Source organism: Methylocystis sp., assembly GCF_051061225.1.
Classification (GTDB): domain Bacteria; phylum Pseudomonadota; class Alphaproteobacteria; order Rhizobiales; family Beijerinckiaceae; genus Methylocystis.
This window is the reverse complement of the sequence record NZ_JBPFEB010000120.1, coordinates 1-19,301: the sequence shown is the minus strand read 5'-3', so window position 1 is coordinate 19,301 and position 19,301 is coordinate 1. Positions and strand designations below refer to the sequence as shown.

Genomic DNA, 19,301 nt, shown 5'->3' with positions numbered 1-19,301 from the left:
TTGCGAGGGTTTGCTAATCTCGACAAGAAGGCTGAAGCTTTCGTAATCGTGTCCGCGCAAGTGGGACATCTCGGTTTCTCAAAATTCAATTCGGGAACAGGCCCGTCCCCGGGGCAGGATCGCGCCGCATATGTCTTCTGTAATTGTCCTGACTCCCGAGCACCGTCTCGACGCGACTCTTGCGATTGCTGGCCTCCGGGCGGGAGAATGCGGCGTTCTCGATCTTGGTCTTCTGGATGACGTCGAACTTATCGCGGGTGAAATCCTGCGCTTCGCCGGGGAGACCGGCGAATGGGGCGTTCGCTGGGATGCTCAGGGACTCGATACGCGCGGGGGCGAGCGCCTGGGGCGGATTCTCCCTTCCCGCGCGCCACTGCTCATTCTCGCCGGATTCGATCCGCGAGCCTCTCGCGATGCTTCAAAACTGTCGTCCGCCTTTGAAGCCTTTCGGAAGCGCGCGGATAGGCTCCTGATCGAGGTTTGCGATCTCGAGACAGCCACAGCGGCCGCCGCGCTCGGATGCGACGGACTCATCGTCAAGGGACACGAGGCCGGCGGCAGGATAGGCTCCCGCTCGACCTTCATCTTGTTGCAGGATCTCAAGGGAAAGATCGGCATTCCCTACTGGGCGCAAGGCGGCGTCGGATTTCACGGCGCGGCCGCGGCGGCGCTTGCCGGCGCGGCGGGGGTCGTGTTGCGCGAGCAACTGTGGCTGACGGACGAGAGCCCTTTCGACGCGCATGAAAGAAAAGCCTTCGCGCAACTCGACGGCAGCGAGACGGTCGTCATTGAAAGCCGCGGAACCGCGTTCCGTTTTTTTTCGCGCTCGGGGCGGCGCCGGCTTCAAGAGCTCGAGTCCGCCGCCGCGGGGAGCGATTGCGGAGCGCTTTTACAGCATCATGTGACGCAGGCCGACGATCCCATCGTGCCGATGGGCCAGGACATCGCCTTTGCGCAGTCCTTCGCGAAACAGCATGGCGCGGTCGGCCGCATATTGGCCGCCCTGAGGGAGAGCGTCGCGGCGACGCTCGAATTCGCCCGAAAGCAGCGTTGCCTCGCGCCGGATTCCACGCTCGCCGCGGCGCACAGCACGAAATATCCGATCGTCCAGGGGCCGATGACCCGCGTGAGCGATGTTGCGGGCTTTGCGCTTGCGGTCGCCGAGGCGGGCGCCTTGCCCTTTGTCGCCCTGAGCGTTCTCAGGAAACCGCAGGTGCAAAGGCTTCTGAACGATACGCACGCTTTGCTCGGCAAGCGCCCGTGGGGCGTTGGCGTGCTGGGCTTCGTCCCTTTGGAGCTGCGCCGCGAACAGCTGGAGGCGATCCGCGAAGCGGCGCCCTCTTTCGCCATCATCGGCGGCGGAAGGCCGGCGCAGGCGCGGGAGCTCGAGGCGATGGGCGTCTCGACCTATCTGCACGCGCCATCCCCCGGCCTGCTCGCCAGCTTCCTCGACGAAGGCGCGCGCAAATTCGTTTTCGAAGGGAACGAATGCGGCGGACACACCGGGCCGCGCACCAGTTTCGTTCTCTGGGAGCAGGCGATCGAGACGCTTCTTGCCGCGCGCATCGACGATCCGTCCCAAATCGCCATCCTTTTCGCGGGCGGCGTCCATGACGCAATGTCGGCGGCCATGGCGTCCGTCATGGCGGCGCCGTTGGCGGCGCGCGGGATGAAGGTGGGCGTGGTGATGGGGACCGCGTATCTCTTCACCGAGGAAATCATTCGCAGCGGCGCGCTCGCTCAGGAGTTTCAAAATCAGGCCGTCGCCTGCCGGAAAACACAGCTGCTGCAATCCGGCGCAGGTCTCTACACGCGCTGCGCGGACACGCCGTTCTGCGCAGAATTCAACAACTTGCGCCGCTCTCTCATTCTTGAGGGGGCGACGCGAGACGAGATGCTTCGGCGGCTCGAGACGCTCAATATCGGGCGGCTGCGCATCGCCTCGAAGGGCCTCGCGCACAGCAGCGGGACGGCCGGCGCCCCGGTCGATCTGCCGACCCAGCGGCGGGAAGGGCTCTACATGCTCGGCGACGCGGCGACCATGCGGTCCGCGCCGACAACGATCGCCGCGCTGCATCGCGAGGTGAGCGAAGACAGTCTTGCACTCATTGCGTCCGCCGCAGCGCCCGGTTCGGGAATGAGCCAGCGCAAGCGCGCCCAGGGCAAGGATGTGGCGATCATCGGCATGGCCTGCCTGTTGCCGGGCGCCCGGGATGTCGCTTCTTACTGGCGCAACATCATGCGCGGCTTCGACGCTGTGCGCGAGGTTCCCAGAGAGCGATGGGAGCCGGAGACCTATTTCGACCCCCAGCGCGGCGCGCCCGATAAGGTCTATTCCAAATGGGGCGGCTTCCTCGACGATGTGGCGTTCGATCCCACCCGCTATGGCGTTCCGCCGGCGAGCCTTCGCTCCATTGAGCCGATGCAACTTCTCGCGCTGGAGACGACGCGTCGCGCGCTTGAGGACGCGGGGCTCCACAGGCGATCATTCGATAAAAGGCGCGCCTCCACCATCTTCGGGGCCGGCGGCCTGCACGACATGGGGATCGCCTATATCTTTCGCACGGAGCTCGAGCGTTATCTCAAGCTCGCGCCCGGTCTTGCGGAGGCGACGCGCCGGGAAATCGTCGAAACGCTGCGCGCGAGCGCGTTGCCGGAGTGGACGGAGGATTCCTTCCCCGGCTTTCTGGGAAACGTGGTCGCGGGCCGCGTGGCGAACCGCTTCGATCTCGGCGGCATGAATTTCACGGTCGACGCCGCTTGCGCCTCGTCGCTCGCCGCCTTGCAGATCGGCGTGAAGCAGTTGCGCGACGGCGACGCGGACATGGCGCTTGTCGGCGCGATCGACGGCACGAACAATTCCGTTTCCTTCATGGCTTTCGCGCAAACCCACGCGCTCTCGCCGGGTGGAAGGTGCCGTCCCTTCGATGACAGCGCCGACGGCATCGCCATCGGCGAAGGGGTCGCCGTGCTCGTGCTGAAGCGGCTGGCCGACGCGGAGCGTGACGGCGATCGCATCCGCGCGGTCGTCAAGGGGATCGGCGGCTCCAGCGACGGACGAAACAAGAGCCTCACCGCGCCGCATCCCCAGGGACAGGTCTCGGCCCTGCGTCGCGCGCAGGAGGACGCCGGGGTCGACCCGGCGACGATCGGCCTGATCGAGGCGCATGGCACGGGGACGCCCGCCGGCGACAAGTCGGAAATCGACTCCCTTCAAATGGCCTTCGCCGAGAGCGCCATCGAGCGCCAGAGCTGCGCCATCGGCTCGGTCAAGTCGATGATCGGCCACACCAAAGTGGTGGCCGGACTCGCCGGCGTCATCAAGAGCGTTCTCGCGCTCGAACACAAGACGCTGCCGCCCACGATCGGGGTGGAGACGCCGAACCGGCGCGTCGATTTCGCCACATCGCCCTTTTTCATCAACACCCAGGTTCGTCCGTGGCTGGCCAGCCCCGCCCATCCGCGGCGCTGCGGCGTCAGCGCCTTCGGCTTCGGCGGAGCCAATTTCCATGCGGTGCTGGAAGAATATGGCCGTGGCTATCGCGCCGGGGACAATGTCGATCTCGGCCCGCGCGACGCGGAGCCGTTCTTCTTCGCCGGCGACACGCGGGAGGCGCTTAGAGACGCCGTCGACGGCCTCAAGCGCCTGATCGGCGGGTTTGTCGATCTCGACCTTCCGCAGCTGGCCTGTTCGCATTTTCGCGCGACCGGCGCGGCCGGCAAATCCGCCGGGGGCTTCCGCCTCGCGCTTCTCGCGGTCTCCCCCGAGGATCTCCTGTCGAAGCTCGACATCGCGCTCGAGATGCTCGATGGCGGAAAATCGCGCCGCCATCCGGGCGGCGTCTACCTCGGCGAGGGGACAACTCCCCCCGGCGGCGTGTGCTTCCTGTTCCCTGGCCAGGGCGCCCAGAAAGTCGGCATGCTGCGCGATCTCGTCGTCGGAATGCCGGAACTGCACAGGCATTTCGAACGCGCCGACGCTTTGCTCGCGCAGGATCTGCCGCAGAAGCTCTCGCGCTACATCTATCCTGTCCCCGCCTTCACGGACGAAGAGCGGCGCGCCCAGAAAGAGGCGCTCGCCGCGACGCGCGTTGCGCAGCCGGCGCTCGGCGTCGTCGAACTCGCCGCCTTCGATGTGCTGCGCGCCTTCGGGTTCTCGCCGGATTTCGTCGCGGGCCACAGCTATGGGGAATATGTGGCCCTCTGCGCCGCCGGCGTCATCGACGCCGACGACCTCATCCGGCTGTCCGACATTCGCGGCCGCATCACCGCCCAGGCAGGAGAAAAATCGCCGGGAACGATGGCCGCCGTGAATGCGGGCGCTGCGCAGGTCGGCGATCTGATCCGCACGCTCGGACTGGCGGTGGACGTCGCGAACATGAATGCGCCGGACCAGACGCTGATCGCCGGCGCGGCGGCGCAGATCGAGGCGGCTGCGGCCGCGCTCAAGACGCGGGGCCTGCGCGTCGTCCTCCTGCCGATCGGGACGGCTTTTCATTCGCCCGCCATGGAAGGCGCGCGCAAGGCGCTGGCAAAGAAACTGGAGAAATTCACTTTCCTCCAGCCGCGCATACCCGTTTTCAGCAATACGACGGCGCGGCCCTATCCGGAAAGCGACGCGGAGATCCGTTCGCTTCTGGCGCGGCATATCCGCGAGCCAGTCCGTTTCGTCGAGGAAATAGAAAAACTCCACGAGGCGGGGGCGAGACTCTTCGTGGAAGTCGGGCCGGGTCAGGTGATGACCGGTCTCGTGAACCGCATCCTCGCCGACAAGCCGCACGCGGCCCTCGCCGTCGACTCGCCCTCACGGCCGGGCTGGCTGCAACTGTCGCATCTGCTCGCGGAAGCCTATACGCTCGGATGTCCCATCGATCTGCAAAAATGGTTCGCGCGGCGCGCTTTCGTCGAACACACGCCCGAAGACGCGCTGCGGGAGTCGCGCGCGGCGGCCGAGCCCGGCCCGATGGTCTGGCGGATCAATGGCGGCCGGGCGACGCCCTGGCGTGAGGCCGTCAAAAAAACGCGCAAATCGGCCGTCAGGGCCGCCGCAGCACAAGAGCCGGCGCTCTCTCGGGGCGCTGCGGCGCCTGCGGCTGCGATGTACGATGACGCGCGATCGAAGACGCATCTCGCGCCGGTCACGACGCCAAGAGGAGACCGAAACGACGTGAACGACAAGGCGCGCCCGCTGCTCGCGGAACCTTCGCAACTGGCGCAGATCCAGAGCAACATCGAGCAGTTCATTGCGCTCCAGCGCGACCAGCAGGCGACGCTGCGCGACTTCATCGCCTTGCAGAACCGGCTGCTGTCCGCCGGGAAAGAGCAGGCGATTACGCCCGCGAGCCTCGGCGTCCCGCCCATTCCGACGCTGCCCTGTTTCGCTGCGGCGATCCCGACCGAGGAGGCCGAAGCCTTCTCGACTGTTGCTCCAGAACCGCCGACGACCGCCCCGGCGTCTCCCGCGCCTGATAAAAGGCAGGACCGCCAAGAGGAAGGGGCCGAATGGGCCTCCCCGGAGCAATTCCGGGCGGACCTCATTCGCGCCGTTTCCGAACGCACCGGCTACCCGGAGGACATGCTCGATCCAAAGGCCGACATGGAGGCCGATCTCGGGATCGACTCGATCAAGCGGATCGAAGTCTTCTCCGAGCTGAAGGATCGTTACGACTTTATGACCGGGCGGGACGAGGAAGCCGTTTACGACGAATTGTCCGGATTGAAGACGCTGGACGGGATCGTCGCCTGGTACGGCCGCCAGCGCGAGGGCAAGCCCGACCAGCCACGGGAAAGCAAGGCGGACCGCCTCGCCCCCGCCGCCCCCGCCGCCATCTCCGAGGCAGTGGAGCTCGAAACTGCGACGGCGCCCGGCCCCGTCGAACGTCTCGTCCTGAGGCCAATCATGGCCGACCTGATTCCTGCGCAGGCGGAGGATGAGCGCGGAGCCGGAGGCGCGGTTCTCTTCTTCGGCCCCCCTTCGCCCGCGCGCGACGCGCTCGCGACCGCGCTGGGGAAGGACGGCCATGTCACATTGCTGGCGACCCCGGCGGGACGCACCCGCGCTCTCGGCGACGGCCGTTTCGAGGCGGATGCGCGGGACGAAGCCGCGATGCAGGAGCTTCGCGCCCTCATCGGGAGCGAAAACCATCCGCCGGTCGGCGCCTTGATTCTTCATCTCGGGCTCGAAAGCGCGCGCGACGGCGATGCGCACGCCGACGACGCGCGCACCGCTTTCCTTGTCGCGAAAACATTCGAGACGGACTTGCGGGACGCGGCCGCGAGCGGCGACGGCTGGCTCCTCACGGTGACTGGAATGGACGGCCAATTCGGTCTGGGCGGAACCGGCGAATTCGCCCCCGAAGCGGCCAGCGTGCATGGCGTGGCCAAATCCCTCGCGAGAGAGTGGCCGGGGGTGCGCGTCAAGTGCCTCGACGTGGACCCTGCCCTGCCGGCGGACGCCGCCGCCGCCGCTCTCCTCGCCGAATGGCGCGGCCGCGATGGCGACGCCTCCGTCGAGGTCGGCCTTTCGACGCAGGGACGCTGGCGCCTGGAACTCGCCGCCGAACCACTGGCGCGGCCCGATCTGTCGGCGCTGGATCTGGACAGCGACAGCGTCCTGCTTGTCACGGGGGGCGCGAGAGGCGTCACCGCGAGCGTCGCGCTCGCGATCGCCCGCGCTTATCGCCCGAAGATGGTCGTGGTCGGAACCAGCCCCCTTCCTTCCGAAGAAGACGAGTCGACGCGGAACGTCGAGGATCGGGAGGCGCTCAAGCGTATCTTCATCGACAGGATGAGAGCGGGGGAGCCGGAAAACGCGTCGCCGGCCCGGGTTCAGGCGGCCGTCGACCGCCTGATCAAGGATCGCGAAATCCGAGCCAATCTCGCGGGCATGCGGGCGGCTGGCGCCGAGGTCGACTATTGCGCGGTCGATGTGGGCGACGAGGACGCTTTCGGGCGTCTGATCGACGAGACTTATGAAAAATGGGGCCATATCGAAGGCGTGATTCACGGCGCCGGAATCATCCAGGACGGGCTCGCGCGGCAAAAGAAGCTCGAGTCGTTCGACGCCGTTTATTCGACGAAGGTCGCCGCGGCGCGCGTGCTGGCGCGCAAATTGAGGCCGGAGTTTTTGCGGTTCCTCCTGTTCTTCTCCTCGGTTGCGGCTCGCTTCGGCAATTCCGGGCAGACGGATTACGCCGCGGCGAACGAGGCGCTCAACAAATTCGCCGATCGCCTGAGCCAGGAATGGCTGCATGTGAATGTCGTCTCGATCAACTGGGGACCGTGGGACGCCGGGATGGTGAACGAGCCGCTTCTGCGGCTCATGGAGAAGCGCAATATTCATCCCATCCCGCTGCAAACAGGCGTGCGCATGTGCATCGAAGAACTGGCGCGGCGTCATTCGAGCGAGGCGGAAGTCCTGATCGCGGCCAGCGTGCCCGAGATCGCGGCGCCCAGAGGGCCGCCCGCCGACGCCGATCCGCAGCGCCAGCCCGCGGCTCGGGCTCCCCGGGCAAGATCAAAAATGCCGATAACAGAGGAGTCTTCGTGAAGAGCCGGAATTTTGCGGCCATTGGCGGCTTTCGCACTATCGAGATGGCGAAACCGTCGCCGCAACGCGTTACGCTGGAAATATCTGCTTACGCTTTCGCCCGCGTCCAGGCCGTCGTCCAGGGCGTCGAGGGCAAGCTGGAATTCCGCGAGATTTACAAGCGCGTTCGCGAGAAATTCGACCGCTACGCGCTTTCCCCCGGCCAGATCAGGAAACGCCAGCTCGTCTTCTTCCCCAAGGTGGAGGACATCCGCTTCGAGAACGGCGAATTCATCGTGGCGCCCGCCGAGCAGGATTACCTCGAACTTTTCAAGGACAAGGCCGAACCGCGGGGCGCGGATCTCGGCGCGCGCCACGAAAGCTTCGGCAAGGTCGTCGACCAAGTTTTCAGCCGCTTGTACGATGGCGTGCGCGAGGCGCCGGAGGATTTGATCCACGTCACCTGTTCGGGCTATCTGGCGCCCAGTCCCGCCGAAAAAATGGTGTCCAAAAAGAACTTCCTCGAAACCACGGTGACGCACAGCTATCACATGGGCTGCTACGGCGCGTTTCCCGCCATCCGGATGGCCCATGGATTCCTTGCCTCCTCGCATTTCGGCGCGACGCGCGCGAAGCGGCAGGTCGACATCGTTCACACCGAGCTGTTGTCGCTGCATCGCAATTTCATGGATCTCAGCGCCGAGAACATCATCACGATGACGCTGTTCTCGGACGGCTTCATCAAATACAGCGTTTTGGACGAGGACTTCCTGCGCGAGCGGAACATGCGCGGCTTGCGGATCCTCGCCTTCGACGAACACCTTCTGCCCGACTCGCTCAAGGACATGAGCTGGACGCCCGGCTCCCACCAGTTCCATATGACGCTGACGGTGATGACGCCGGTGATCATCAAGAAATACGTCCGCGATTTCATGGAAAGGCTGTTCAGCCTCGCCGGCATGAAGCTGGACGACGATAAGGATCGCGTGCTCTTCGCCATTCATCCGGGCGGGCCGAAAATCGTCGAGCATATCCGGGCGGAGCTGGATCTGACGCCCGAGCAGACGGCTTTCAGCAGCAGGGTCTTTCTCGAAAAGGGCAATATGTCCTCTGCGACCGTTCCCCATATCCTCAAGGAAATGCTTGAATCTCCCGAGGTTCCGACAGGAAGCAGGATCGCGGCCGTCGCCTTCGGCCCCGGCCTGACCGTCACGGGCCTCGTTATGGAAAAGATATGATCGCATCAGCCGTGACGGAGGCCGGACAGGGGCGCGCCGACGACGCGAATGCGGCGGGTTCGATGCCCTTCATTGGCCAGGCGATCGAAATCGGGCCGGACAGTCTTGTGGTGGAGCGGGTTCTCGATCTCGTCGAAGACCGCCACCTTGCCGATCACGCTTTTGTCCAGGCGGCGGGCGTGAAGCCGCTATCGGCCTGCCTTCCGGTGCTGCCGATGACGATGAGCCTGGAGGCGATGGCCGAAGCAGCCGCCTGCCTCGCGCCCGGCATGGGTCTTATCCGCCTCGAAGACGTGATGGCCAGCCGCTGGATCGAGCTTGCCGACGTCGATCATCTCGCCCTGCGCATCCGCGCGAGGCGCGTCTCCCGTGATCCCGCGAGCGGCGCGCAGCGCATCCACGCCGCCATTCACCCGCATGGCCAGGATAAGGCCGCCATCTCGGCCGCATTCTGTTTCGCGCAGCGCTATCAGGCAAGTGTGGATCTGTCTTTCAAGGCGCTCGTCAACCCGTATCGGCTGGCGCTGTCGGGAGAAGACATTTACCTGCGCCGCCATCTTTTTCACGGCCCGAGCTATCAATGCCTCTCGGGCGATATCGTCCTTGGCGACTCCTCCGCCTACTGCGAGATGATCGTCCCATCGCCCGCCGCCTTGTTTCGCAGCAATTGCGCCCCGCAGCTCCTGCTCGACCCGCAACTGCTCGACGCGGTCGGGCAGCTCGTCGGCGTCTGGGCGATGGAGCGCGAACGTTACGTCTTTCCGATCGGTCTTGAAAAACTCGAAATCTACCGCCCTTCGCCGCCGCCCGGATCGCGCTTCGCCGTGCGCGCCGAAATCACGGCCGACTCGGGCAAGACGCTCGAAGCCGATATTGAGATACGGGACGGCGGCGGCGTATGGATGCGCGTGAAAGCCTGGCGGATGTGGAAGTTCCGCTGGGACCGCCGCCTTGTGCATTTTCGCCGCGCACCCTCTCGGCAGGCGCTCAGCAAGCCTTACGCGACGGGCGCGCCCCTCGCCTGCCGCGTGATCAACGCCACGGATTTCGCGCGCCCCGATCTCGAAATCATCGCCCGCTTCTATTTGCACATGGACGAGATGGAGGCGTTCAGGGCGAAGGCGAAGGTTCCCCGGCGGCAGCGTGAATGGCTGATGGGACGGATCGCCGCGAAAGACGCCATTCGCGCCCTCCTCGCCGCATCCTCGGAAGGCCCCCGGGAGATCCATCCGGCGTCGCTGGCGATCCTTTACGACGAGAACCGACGCCCGCTCGTCGATCCCCGCTCGCTTCAGCGAGTGACCTTCCCGGCGCCCTCCATCAGCGTCACCCATTGCCGGGATCGCGCCATCGCCGTCGCGCACCGCGCGCCGGTGGGCGTCGATCTCGAGCACATCATTCCCAGAGACGCCGCCTTCCGCGAGGCCGCCTTCACGCCAGCCGAATGCGCACTGCTCGAACAGATCACGCAGGGGTCGGCGGCGGCGCTGGAGGAATGGATGACGCGCCTATGGTGCGCGAAAGAAGCCACTCGCAAGCTTCTCGGAGGGAAGCTCGACGGCGGTCCGAGAAAGTTCGTGGCCGTCGCGCTCTTCCCCGACGGCACGGTGAAGGTGCAGGCGCCGGGAGAAGACCAGTTGCGCAGCGTGAGGACTCAGCGCGACGGGGACGATATTTTCGCCTCCTGCGCGTGAGGATGGCGGCGGATGTCCTCAGGCGCCTTTCACCGCCGTGACGAGCGCCGCGCCCTCGAATGCGAGCCAGCGCGTTTCGATTTGGCCGAAACCATTTGTCGCGAGCGCGCGCGGAAGCCGGTCGACCCAATCCGAGGCGCGGATCACTTCCGGCACTTCCTCGAAGGCGGTTTTCCATTGCGGATAACGCAACGGCCCGAAGAGCCTGAGATATTTCATGTGCAGCTCCCACAGCCCACGATAGAGCGGACTTAGGGGAAGCGCGAAGTCGTGCATGATCAGCTTGCCGCCGGGAACAAGCATGGCCGCGGCGTTTTCGATCAACTTGTCGAGATCACAATATTTGGCGAGATAAGAGGAGGTTATGCAGTCGAAACGGCCCTCGGGCACGACCTCTTCGGCGGGCCCATGACGAAATTCGACATTGGCCAGCCCTTCCGAGGCTGCGCGCGCCTCCGCAATGTCCAGATACTCGCGGACGAGATCAACCCCGATGACCTGGCAATCCGGGTAAAGCCGTGCGATTTGTAGCGTGAGAATGCCCGTGCCGCAGGCCTGGTCGATCAGCCTGCGGGGCGCCGGCGGCAGCGCCGCCATGATCCGGCGCTTCCAGAAACGGTCGAGACCGAGCGTGCAATAATTGGCTATATCCGCATAGCTGTCGCCATTCTCCAGAAAAACTCGCCTGGCGACATCCACATTGTTCTGGCCAGTCATCGAGAAATTTGCCTTTCACAATGGAACGAAAATTGAGCGCGCCGGGGCGTTGAGGGAAAGTTTCTAGATAGTTTCGAGATATGTCACAAGAGTTGAGCCACAAGCTGGCCGATGGCGGAAATTTCGCAGCGCGTATCGATGCAGGGTGCGAGATCCCCCGGAAGAGGGCCATTCTTGCGGTTGCTTCATGCCTGCATCTTCTGTGGCTCTGGCAAGGTTCAGCCCATGGCGCCGGGAACCCGGATTTTGGACTTGCTTGCGACCACATCCTGTTACGCTTACGCCGTTAGCGAAGCAGATGAGGACCAAGGTCGAGCCAGAGCGCAGGCCTGCCTCAACGCCGCCGCTGCGGCCGAACGCGGGAGCCTTGGAGCGCTTGAGCTCAAAGCAGGCGACATAGAGGCTTATGTCGCGCCAGAACGCCCAGAAGACGGCTACCTTCTCATTCGCACCCGCAATGGCGCCATCGTCGCCTTCCGGGACACAGCGCCGCCGCCGGTTTCGCAAGACGCCGTCGATCGCGAAGCCGCCGCCGAACGGCGTGGCCGGGATCAGTTGGCACGCTTTTCGCGGATTTCTTCAAGCAACCCTCTTGCCCGGAGACATCATCAAGATACCACTATTTATATGGCGCCAGAGTGGGGCCGTTTTCCTGAGCTGGATATCCGCTGATCTTCCAGAGAAGTTTATCGACTCGAACGAGACGGCTTGCAGCGCTGCTGGATAATCATTTTATGGCTTTAAGCGACGTCGGGCGTCTTTACTCGAACTCGGAACAAACATCCCCTGATCCTCAAATCGCGGATTTTGACCCCGATTTGTCGCGTCTGGTCTCCCTGATCAAATGGGCGCACAAATCCTCTGGGGATATCAGGAGTGGTGCGGGCGCCTTCGGATCGTGGATCGGCCTGTTAAGCAATTGCTGGAATAACGGAGCGCAACGGTGAGCCTAGGTGAGACAAATCCCGTCATGCGAAGCGGTCGTGTCGCCTTTCTCACAGGGGCGGCAAATGGCTTGGGACGCGAGATGCTGCTGGAATTGCAAAGGAGGGGCGTTCGGGTCGTCGCGCTGGACGTCGACGCGGAGACGCTGGGCAAATTGAAAGGAGAGCTGGCTCCAGGCAGCATGATCGTGGCGGGCGACGTGAGAGATCCGGTAGCCATGGCCGAAGCGGTCAAACGCATCCTGTCGATTTATGGTCGGATCGACATGCTTATCGTCAATGCGGGAATTGAGTGTGTCGGCACGATTTGGGAGACGGACGCGGAAACGTTCAGTCACGTCGTTTCAGTCAACCTTCTCGGAGCATACAATGTGATCAGCGCCGCGCTCGGGCCTATCCTATCAAGTCGCGGACATGTTCTCGCCATGTCGTCGGTTGCCGCCTTTCTACCTTGGCCCCTCGCCGGGTCCTATGGCGCATCGAAGGCAGGTTTGGAGGCGCTCATTCGCGCCCTCCGTTTCGAACTGCAGGGAACAGGGGTCACGTTCTCCACGGCTTATCTCGGTTTCGTGGATACGCCTATGGCGCGCCGCGCCTTGGGAGCCCCGGCGGTGAAAGATGCGCTGGCGCAGTTGCCATTGCGACTTCTTGGCGTCATGCCGCTTCAGGATTCCGCAACCGTGGCGCGCGCGCTCATCGATGGAGCCGAACAAAGACAAACCTCGATTTTCCTGCCCGCGGTCGCTCGCCTGACACTTCTGTTGCGCGGTCTCTATTCCCTGTTCGACAGCTATTTCGCCCGTAGCGTCGGCCCCATCATACAATCCGAACGGGGCTTTCACGAGACAACCAGAAGCCGCGAGTGAACCTCGGCCAAGGCTACCAGATTCGTGGGAAAAGACGGTAAAGCCGGTCGTGACGGCCTTTTGATCGGGGGTGAGTTCAACAGTTGCCGACGCGAACGCATTTTCCTGAAAAACAAGCAAGAAGACGATCCAGTCGGCGACTGCAACGAGATTGTCGATCAACGGGACGAAAATAGGCATGTGGGATCCATTCATGCGATGATCGACCGCCGGGACGGCAATGAGCATGATTGCGCCCAACAGGATGAAGGCCATGACCCGTCGTTGGGCGGCCTCTCGTTCCGCAAGGGGTCCAATACTTAACCGCCGCGCGAGGTGTTCCGGACTCGACCGCAAGAGGTAGAGGTTGAGGAACAGAGACGCCCCGACAAAGAGAGGGAGAAATGCCCACGCCTCCCAATACGCCAATGCCGGATTTGGTCCGAAAGCCAGAATAATCATGGCAAGCAGAAGCGCAAGATGAGCGACGCTGGTTTTAACCAGCAGGGTCTTGCGCCTGGGCGCTTTGTTACCTCCATGTCGAAGATGCGCCAAAGGACAATGGCGCGCCGGCGACTGTGGGACAAATCCAAAATATCGCTGGCAGGTCAGAGACTTCGTATGGTGAGGCGTCAAACTGTCGATTTATCAACCCCCGCGCTTATCATTGATCCCGACTCCGGCAAACATAATTTAGCCATCCAAATCATGTAACAACAATAGACAGGGTGTTTTGCGTCGCTTTTTGTTTTCAACCGCCACGACCTCGAGCAGGACACACTGTCGCTGGGTAGGGTAAGATGAAGAAATATTGGGGACGCGCGGCCTTGGGGTTGTTCGCGATGTTAGCAGCAGGAATAGCGAGATCGGCCCCGAATGCTCCAGACCTGGGAGACTTTCTCACCGGTCGCTTGACGGCAGATGGAAAGTTTTCCGATTATATTGCAGGTAACACACGCGACATGCGCGTAAATATCGTCGGGGAAAAACGCGGCGACACACTCTATCTGACAGAAGAAATGATTTATTCTGACGGCGAGAAACGGAAATACATTTGGAGGTTTACCCAACAAAACGGCACTTATGTGGGCCATCGCTCGGACTTGGTTGGCTCCGCCAAGATCACTCAAAGCCCCCGTTCTGTAGAAATCGCCTATCAGGCTAATATCGTTTTGCCAAAGGGTGGTGAACAGGTTCTTGACTTCGTCGAGACTTTGACGTTTGACACCCGAGAATCCGCGAGACTCCGGATCAAGATATCGAAGTTTTTTTTACCGGTCGCAAACGCAGATCTGGTTGTTAAAAAAATAGCTTCGACGCAATAGCGCGACGCTTGCTTTCAGGAACCCTCCACGGATCGACGTTAGCTCGGGGCCGCAAACTGCAATCAAACCGAGCCTTCAGTTGTTTGGCTGTTTTGATTGGTTTACGGCGCAGCGAGCGATCAATCAAGGACGGGTCGCTTCCAGATTCATCAGCGCCCTTGACGCGTTCGCGGTTGCGAATCTCAGATCCCCGCGAGAAACGGCAGTAAGCGCGCCTCTCAGATTTGCAATGGCCACATTTGTATACCGGTTCGGATAGAGCTGGGCCCATTTTTGTGCATGGATGAGCGCAGCTCTCGCATGATCAGCAAATCGTCCCGCTTCTCCGGCTTCCCCGCTTTCAATTGCTTCAGTCGTGTGAGCGATCGCCACGTACAAATGCGCCTCCGGACGCCCCTGAATCAAAGCGGCGGTCTCTCCCAGGAATCCCTGCCCGAATGCAAAACTGGCCGGAAACATGCCAACCATCAAAGTCACGGCAATCAAAAGCATTCTGGCTTTCATCGGGTCCTCCAATTGAAAAATTCAAGTCTTCAAACCTGAAAGCTCTCATACAAGCGTCTTTCGCGTCCTGCGGCATGAAGCCGCAGTAGGAACAGAGTTGAAAGAACGCGCTGTGCTCCCGCTGCGCCCAGGACCCGCCTTCCCCTTTTTGGTTATAGGGCTGAATTCAAATTGCCAGTCTTGGGCGACGACTGATCATCTTGTGGTATATGCTTCGATAATAATCGTTTACGGCGGGATCTCCCTCATCCGCCATTTCGTCCGTCGGTAGCAGGGGAGCGATGCAATACCCGCTGTCCAGGAGGCTGGTCAGAAAAATCCGGATCAGGAATTTGGCGTTAGCCTCCGCGCGATCTTGCGCGAGATAAATTTCTGCTTTCTTCAAAGCTTGCTCGTAGAGGGCGTCGATGCTGTCTGTCATTTGTCTTCCTCTATGATTTAAAAGCCCTTTGGTCCGACCGCCTGGATCGGCCAGTCTTTTGATGGTCTTGTCAAGTTTTCTTTCGCCCATATGCCACTGCGCGCTCAAGCGTTTTTCCGCTCTGCGACATCCGGCTTAAGTGCGAGATAGTAAAGCATTGCGCGCGAGGATCACCTTAGGAACCACCGCCTCGTCACCCAGGGAATCCACAAGACTGCGGCGCGGCGGCCAGTCAGGCAGCAAAGCGTCACTGGAAATTCCAATCGTCTAGAAGCCGTTTTCATCCAGCGGAGCGCCTGCATCGACCGCGCATCCATCTACCGGCATCTGCGAGATGAAGTCTGCCAAAGACATTGACCAGCATTGGCGCGCTGATGTTGATGACGCGTTTCACGTCGTGTGCCACACTTGGCCGGGCGCATTAGCTGATGACGAAGCCCGTCGTCGGGCCAAAGAAAGGGACCACGGGAGTCTTCTCCGACCGCGAGCGCCTGTGAGGCAAATGTTGCGGGCGGCTGCGTTAAATCCAATGGAATTCTCAGCCAACGGTCCGGTCCCCCCGTGATTCCGAAAATGAAAATCTGCGAGGGCCGCCTCTCCGTTCCGAGCAAGTATGCGGTGGGCTTGAAAGCCGCGCGCAAAAGCTGCGAAGCGCGTCCTCAGTTTCTCGCCGAAGCGACCGGAATGGATCGAGGTCCGGACGGGACCAAAAGGCTCAGCAATCTCATTGCGTCCACCCTGGAATTGCAAACACATCAAAAGGCGGGAGAGAGGTCCCGCGCCCGAAAATCAGGCGGGGGAAATTCCAGCGTCGAGGACGCTCTTGTCCCACGCGCGCGTTGTCACGCGGCTCGCGCAGCGCTCAACCCGAGGCGAAGGCCGCACGCGGCGGAAGTTGACGGTTCGTTTCGACCCCGGTTTGGCTAGGGTCAGAATCCGGGAGCATCGGGGTGACGCAAGAATGAAAGGAGATCGAATTGCGGCCAGGGAATCGCGCGGGATAAGGGCTTCAAATTCGTGCCCTAACGGCGCAATCAGGGGTCAGCGCCCCTTATGGGTTATTAGTTTGATCACCGATATGCACCGCCAGCCATACAGTCGGCTCGTTGGCGTCGGTCCATTCGACACGATGCCGCGAATGGGCCGGGATCTCAATATAATCGCCGGGGCGCAAGATGCGAGAGGTGACCTCGCCCTCAAAAAGGAGACTTGCCGAGCCGCTCAGGAGCACGACCCATTCTACCTGCTCCTGGTCGTACCAGAAGCCAGGCCGGCTTGAGTGCCCGGTGGAGACGATGCGCTCGATCCGCACGCCGGGAAGTTGGCCCAAGGTCGTGATCTCCTCCTCGGCCGAGCGCTGGGGTGTGTTCGCGAACAGGTTGCCGGCAGCCAACATCCGTTTCCTCCCTATGGCTCCTACTTCCTCATGCATCCATGGTCCCACACATGGAAGTAGCCCCGCTCTCCTGACGGCACAGATCCACCCGGCGGGGCGTCGGTAGCTGAGCGATGTCGGCGACGTATGGCTTCGGGAGGACGGCGTATGCGCGCAGTCCTCCCCTTCGGGCGACGTTAAGCCGCCCTGGCTTCCTGGCGCTCCGCGATTTCGATGGCGTGCAGATAGAGGTCCAACAAGGATTCGTGCTCGTCACGCTGATCTTTATCTTGCTTGCGAAGCTTCAATATCTCCTTGAGGATCTTTACATCGAGGCCTTCCCCTTTGGCCTCAGCGAAGATTTCCTTCTTTCCCTCTGTCAGGGCCCTGATCTCTTCTTCGATGTGTTCAATCCGCTCGATCAAAGAAAGAATGCGGTCGCCCGCTACGCCGACTGTATCTGACATGTGCCTTCTCCCACGAACGGGGGGAGGCTAGGGGCGAAAAAGTAAACGAGAGGTTAATGTAGCTTGCGTGTCCACAAACAGTTTTACCGAGACGTAGAGATCGCCAAGCAGCGTAAATCTGCGCCGGCCTTGGCTCGAATTGCCGCCAGGTTGCGAGGCGCTCGCTACATCCGCCGCTAACAAGCTGCGCGGCGGTCTGAAGATCGCGGCCGGAACAACGGCTTTGCAGCATGCGCCGCCGGTTGGCGGCGCATGGCGGCAGACATGCTGTCGGCGTCGATAATCGGCAGAACCAGCGTTCTTTAAAGCTTTAGATGAGCTCTTTCCCGGAAAGCCGCTCGAGCTCGGCAGGCGTGATTTCAACGCCCTCTCGGTTGAAAACTTTGATGTTGGCGTCGCCTTGACTCTGAAGCGCCTTGACACGCTCCAGACATGACGTCGCTGTCTCTAGACTCTCTGTCCGCGCATCCCTGTCGATCCCGTGCTTGATTGAGTAAGCCATGGTCACGCTCCTAGCCCTGACGTCGAGAATAAAAGAAGTCGGACGATGTCGCAGCCGATCAAGCGCTCGGTTGGGTTATTTAACGATGGAAAGACGCGGGCAGCTCCCTATCCCAGCCGCCGGCTTGCAGATCTCAGGATGTGGTTTGATCCGGCGCGTCATTGGCGCGCCCAAAGCCCGTCTCGGGAACACTGTCCAATGTCGATGGTTAGTATGAAAGATCCCCCTCCCAGGGGAACTCTTCTCCTTGGCCCGGCCTTGAGCCGGGCCTTTTTTCAACCATGCGCCGCGCGGATGAAGCCATGCGAGGAATGGTGGGCTTTTCGCTTCCTCGCGGGAAAACTCACGGCAAGAACTGGTCGACGTCCGCTAGCTTACGCGACAAATATTCCAATCACGTAGTTGAGCCCCCATTTGGCGAGCGCCTGTTGTTCGGCTCGCACGCCCATGTCGAGCAACTGCTTGATCGCCGCCACCCAGCGTGGATGGGCGACGATGAAGGGGTCGTGGCGCAATGCGTCCTTCGCCCGCTTGATGTCGACAGGGGTCAAGGGATGAGTCGCATCTTCAAGGCCGAAGTCGATAATGTCCTGCGGGGTGACGCCCAGGAATTGCGCGCGCGGCACGCAGAGGAAACGGTTCACGTGCGCGGTGCCTCCTGAGCCGGCCTTCAGCGTACGGTAGATGTTGGTGAAGCCGTATGGGTCGCAGTCGACAAAGCAATAGACCGGCGGCGTCATGGCGGGCGGATAAAAGGCGGATGAAGCGCCGCGTCGCGCCGGTCGGGACGCGGCCCATCTCCACGAGGATGCACTGGGCTCGTTCCCAGAAGCGGTGATTGTTGAGGCGCTGGAACATGCCGTCGGTTTCGATAGCGAATGAAGCGCGCTTCCGTCCGGAAGGTGAGATTCCCAGCCGAGCGGGGGATGCTGTAGGCGACGACGCCGAGCCTGGCGCAGTCAATTTCGATTGTTTCGCCGGTTGCGGGGCTCTGACGAGCAGCCCCGCAACCGAGCCGCCGTGCGACTCGGGGTAAAAGCGGAGGTTCTCGCGCGACAGACCATGCAGCGAGGCGATCGCCTCGATGTCGTCCATGATGGCGTCCGACTGGGCCTGTTCGTCGAAGCGGCAGTCGCCCCAGTTCTTGCTGATGTAATAGGCCTCGCGCTTGGTGGCGAAATCATTGCGTGCCACCATGGCCCGCGACGCCGCCATCAAGCGCAACGTCTGGGCGAAGGCCCGCGCCGTGTTGACGGTCAAAGCGCGGACCTGCTCCTTGTTGCCAGGCTCTAGATCGCCAGCCTCCTTGTTATAGCTGACGTTCTCGAGGCTGCGCGTTGGCGTGCGGATCGCCAGCAGGATACCGCTCGATGCGGCGCGGACTTGGCTGGCGATCGACTCGATGATTTCAATTGTGCGTCTGTCCTGTTCGCTTCCGTCTTCTTTCATGAGGTTCGCCTTTTGGCGGCGCGGTTCGCATGCAGCGCCTCGTCGAGCCGTGTGATAGGGTTCGATGGCCTCCTTGGCCTCGGACGCGCAGGGAACCCAGACCGACGCGACATGAACAAGGATCGCCATCGGAGCGATGGGCAGGGCGCCCTTTGTCAGTGGCGGATTAAATCTCCCCAGTTATGGCATTTGAAAATTCCCCAGTTTTCGTGACGACCGGGCTTCCAGGGCATGCCCTGGAAGCCCGGTCGGCGCGCCGACTCACCGATGCTTCTCCCCTTGGCGGCAGGGA

The 19,301-nt window shown here is 62.2% G+C and carries 15 protein-coding genes; 8 read left to right on the top strand and 7 right to left on the bottom strand.

Features of this window, described 5'->3' with window-relative positions:
• The first annotated feature begins 130 nt into the window (after positions 1 to 130).
• Genes ACR652_RS20150 through ACR652_RS20140 form a run of 3 tightly spaced genes read left to right on the top strand, consistent with a single transcriptional unit; the run spans position 131 to position 10,460 of the window.
• Positions 131 to 7,549 (top strand): SDR family NAD(P)-dependent oxidoreductase, encoded by a 7,419-nt coding sequence (locus ACR652_RS20150; RefSeq protein ID WP_434508255.1) that lies wholly within the window; start codon positions 131 to 133, stop codon positions 7,547 to 7,549.
• Entirely contained in the window at positions 7,546 to 8,766 is a 1,221-nt protein-coding gene (locus ACR652_RS20145; protein WP_434508254.1) for a 3-oxoacyl-[acyl-carrier-protein] synthase III C-terminal domain-containing protein, read from the top strand. The genes ACR652_RS20150 and ACR652_RS20145 overlap by 4 nt, the downstream gene beginning before the upstream one ends.
• Positions 8,763 to 10,460 carry a polyketide synthase dehydratase domain-containing protein gene (locus ACR652_RS20140; protein WP_434508253.1) on the top strand — a complete coding sequence of 566 codons (1,698 nt, stop codon included), beginning with the start codon at positions 8,763 to 8,765 and terminating at the stop codon, positions 10,458 to 10,460. Before ACR652_RS20145 ends, ACR652_RS20140 begins: the two co-directional genes overlap by 4 nt.
• Before the next feature lie 18 nt (positions 10,461 to 10,478).
• Here the strand turns inward: ACR652_RS20140 and ACR652_RS20135 are convergent, their stop codons facing one another.
• Positions 10,479 to 11,177 carry a class I SAM-dependent methyltransferase gene (locus ACR652_RS20135; protein ID WP_434508252.1) on the bottom strand — a complete coding sequence of 233 codons (699 nt, stop codon included), beginning with the start codon at positions 11,175 to 11,177 and terminating at the stop codon, positions 10,479 to 10,481.
• 174 nt (positions 11,178 to 11,351) lie between these two features.
• Here ACR652_RS20135 and ACR652_RS20130 point away from each other — a divergent pair, with 174 nt between their 5' ends.
• The 5 genes from ACR652_RS20130 (at position 11,352) to ACR652_RS20110 (ending at position 14,291) form a co-directional block, all read left to right on the top strand.
• On the top strand, positions 11,352 to 11,849 hold the full coding sequence (locus ACR652_RS20130) for a hypothetical protein (RefSeq protein WP_434508251.1): 498 nt from the start codon (positions 11,352 to 11,354) through the stop codon (positions 11,847 to 11,849).
• A gap of 298 nt (positions 11,850 to 12,147) precedes the next feature.
• Positions 12,148 to 12,987 (top strand): SDR family NAD(P)-dependent oxidoreductase, encoded by an 840-nt coding sequence (locus ACR652_RS20125; protein ID WP_434508250.1) that lies wholly within the window; start codon positions 12,148 to 12,150, stop codon positions 12,985 to 12,987.
• A gap of 24 nt (positions 12,988 to 13,011) precedes the next feature.
• Positions 13,012 to 13,290: a hypothetical protein gene (locus ACR652_RS20120; protein WP_434508249.1), complete on the top strand. Its 279-nt coding sequence runs from the start codon at positions 13,012 to 13,014 to the stop codon at positions 13,288 to 13,290.
• Between the two features lie 156 nt (positions 13,291 to 13,446).
• A complete protein-coding gene (locus ACR652_RS20115) occupies positions 13,447 to 13,680 on the top strand; it encodes a hypothetical protein (protein WP_434508248.1) in 234 nt (77 codons plus the stop codon).
• 86 nt (positions 13,681 to 13,766) lie between these two features.
• On the top strand, positions 13,767 to 14,291 hold the full coding sequence (locus ACR652_RS20110) for a DUF3833 family protein (protein WP_434508247.1): 525 nt from the start codon (positions 13,767 to 13,769) through the stop codon (positions 14,289 to 14,291).
• 123 nt (positions 14,292 to 14,414) lie between these two features.
• Here ACR652_RS20110 and smbP read toward each other — a convergent pair whose 3' ends face one another.
• The 6 genes from smbP to ACR652_RS20080 form a co-directional block, all read right to left on the bottom strand.
• A complete protein-coding gene (gene smbP / locus ACR652_RS20105; RefSeq protein WP_434508246.1) occupies positions 14,415 to 14,795 on the bottom strand; it encodes a small metal-binding protein SmbP in 381 nt (126 codons plus the stop codon).
• 166 nt (positions 14,796 to 14,961) lie between these two features.
• Positions 14,962 to 15,324 (bottom strand): hypothetical protein, encoded by a 363-nt coding sequence (locus ACR652_RS20100; RefSeq protein ID WP_434508245.1) that lies wholly within the window; start codon positions 15,322 to 15,324, stop codon positions 14,962 to 14,964.
• A gap of 943 nt (positions 15,325 to 16,267) precedes the next feature.
• The gene (locus ACR652_RS20095; RefSeq protein ID WP_434508244.1) at positions 16,268 to 16,612 is read right to left on the bottom strand and encodes a cupin domain-containing protein; all 345 of its coding nucleotides are present in this window, start codon (positions 16,610 to 16,612) and stop codon (positions 16,268 to 16,270) included.
• A gap of 176 nt (positions 16,613 to 16,788) precedes the next feature.
• Complete coding sequence (locus tag ACR652_RS20090; protein WP_434508243.1) at positions 16,789 to 17,058, bottom strand: DUF2312 domain-containing protein; 270 nt, start codon at positions 17,056 to 17,058, stop codon at positions 16,789 to 16,791.
• An 876-nt stretch (positions 17,059 to 17,934) separates the two neighbouring features.
• Positions 17,935 to 18,234 carry a hypothetical protein gene (locus tag ACR652_RS20085; RefSeq protein WP_434508266.1) on the bottom strand — a complete coding sequence of 100 codons (300 nt, stop codon included), beginning with the start codon at positions 18,232 to 18,234 and terminating at the stop codon, positions 17,935 to 17,937.
• Positions 18,128 to 19,009: a hypothetical protein gene (locus ACR652_RS20080; protein ID WP_434508242.1), complete on the bottom strand. Its 882-nt coding sequence runs from the start codon at positions 19,007 to 19,009 to the stop codon at positions 18,128 to 18,130. The genes ACR652_RS20085 and ACR652_RS20080 overlap by 107 nt, the downstream gene beginning before the upstream one ends.
• Positions 19,010 to 19,301: the final 292 nt, after the last annotated feature.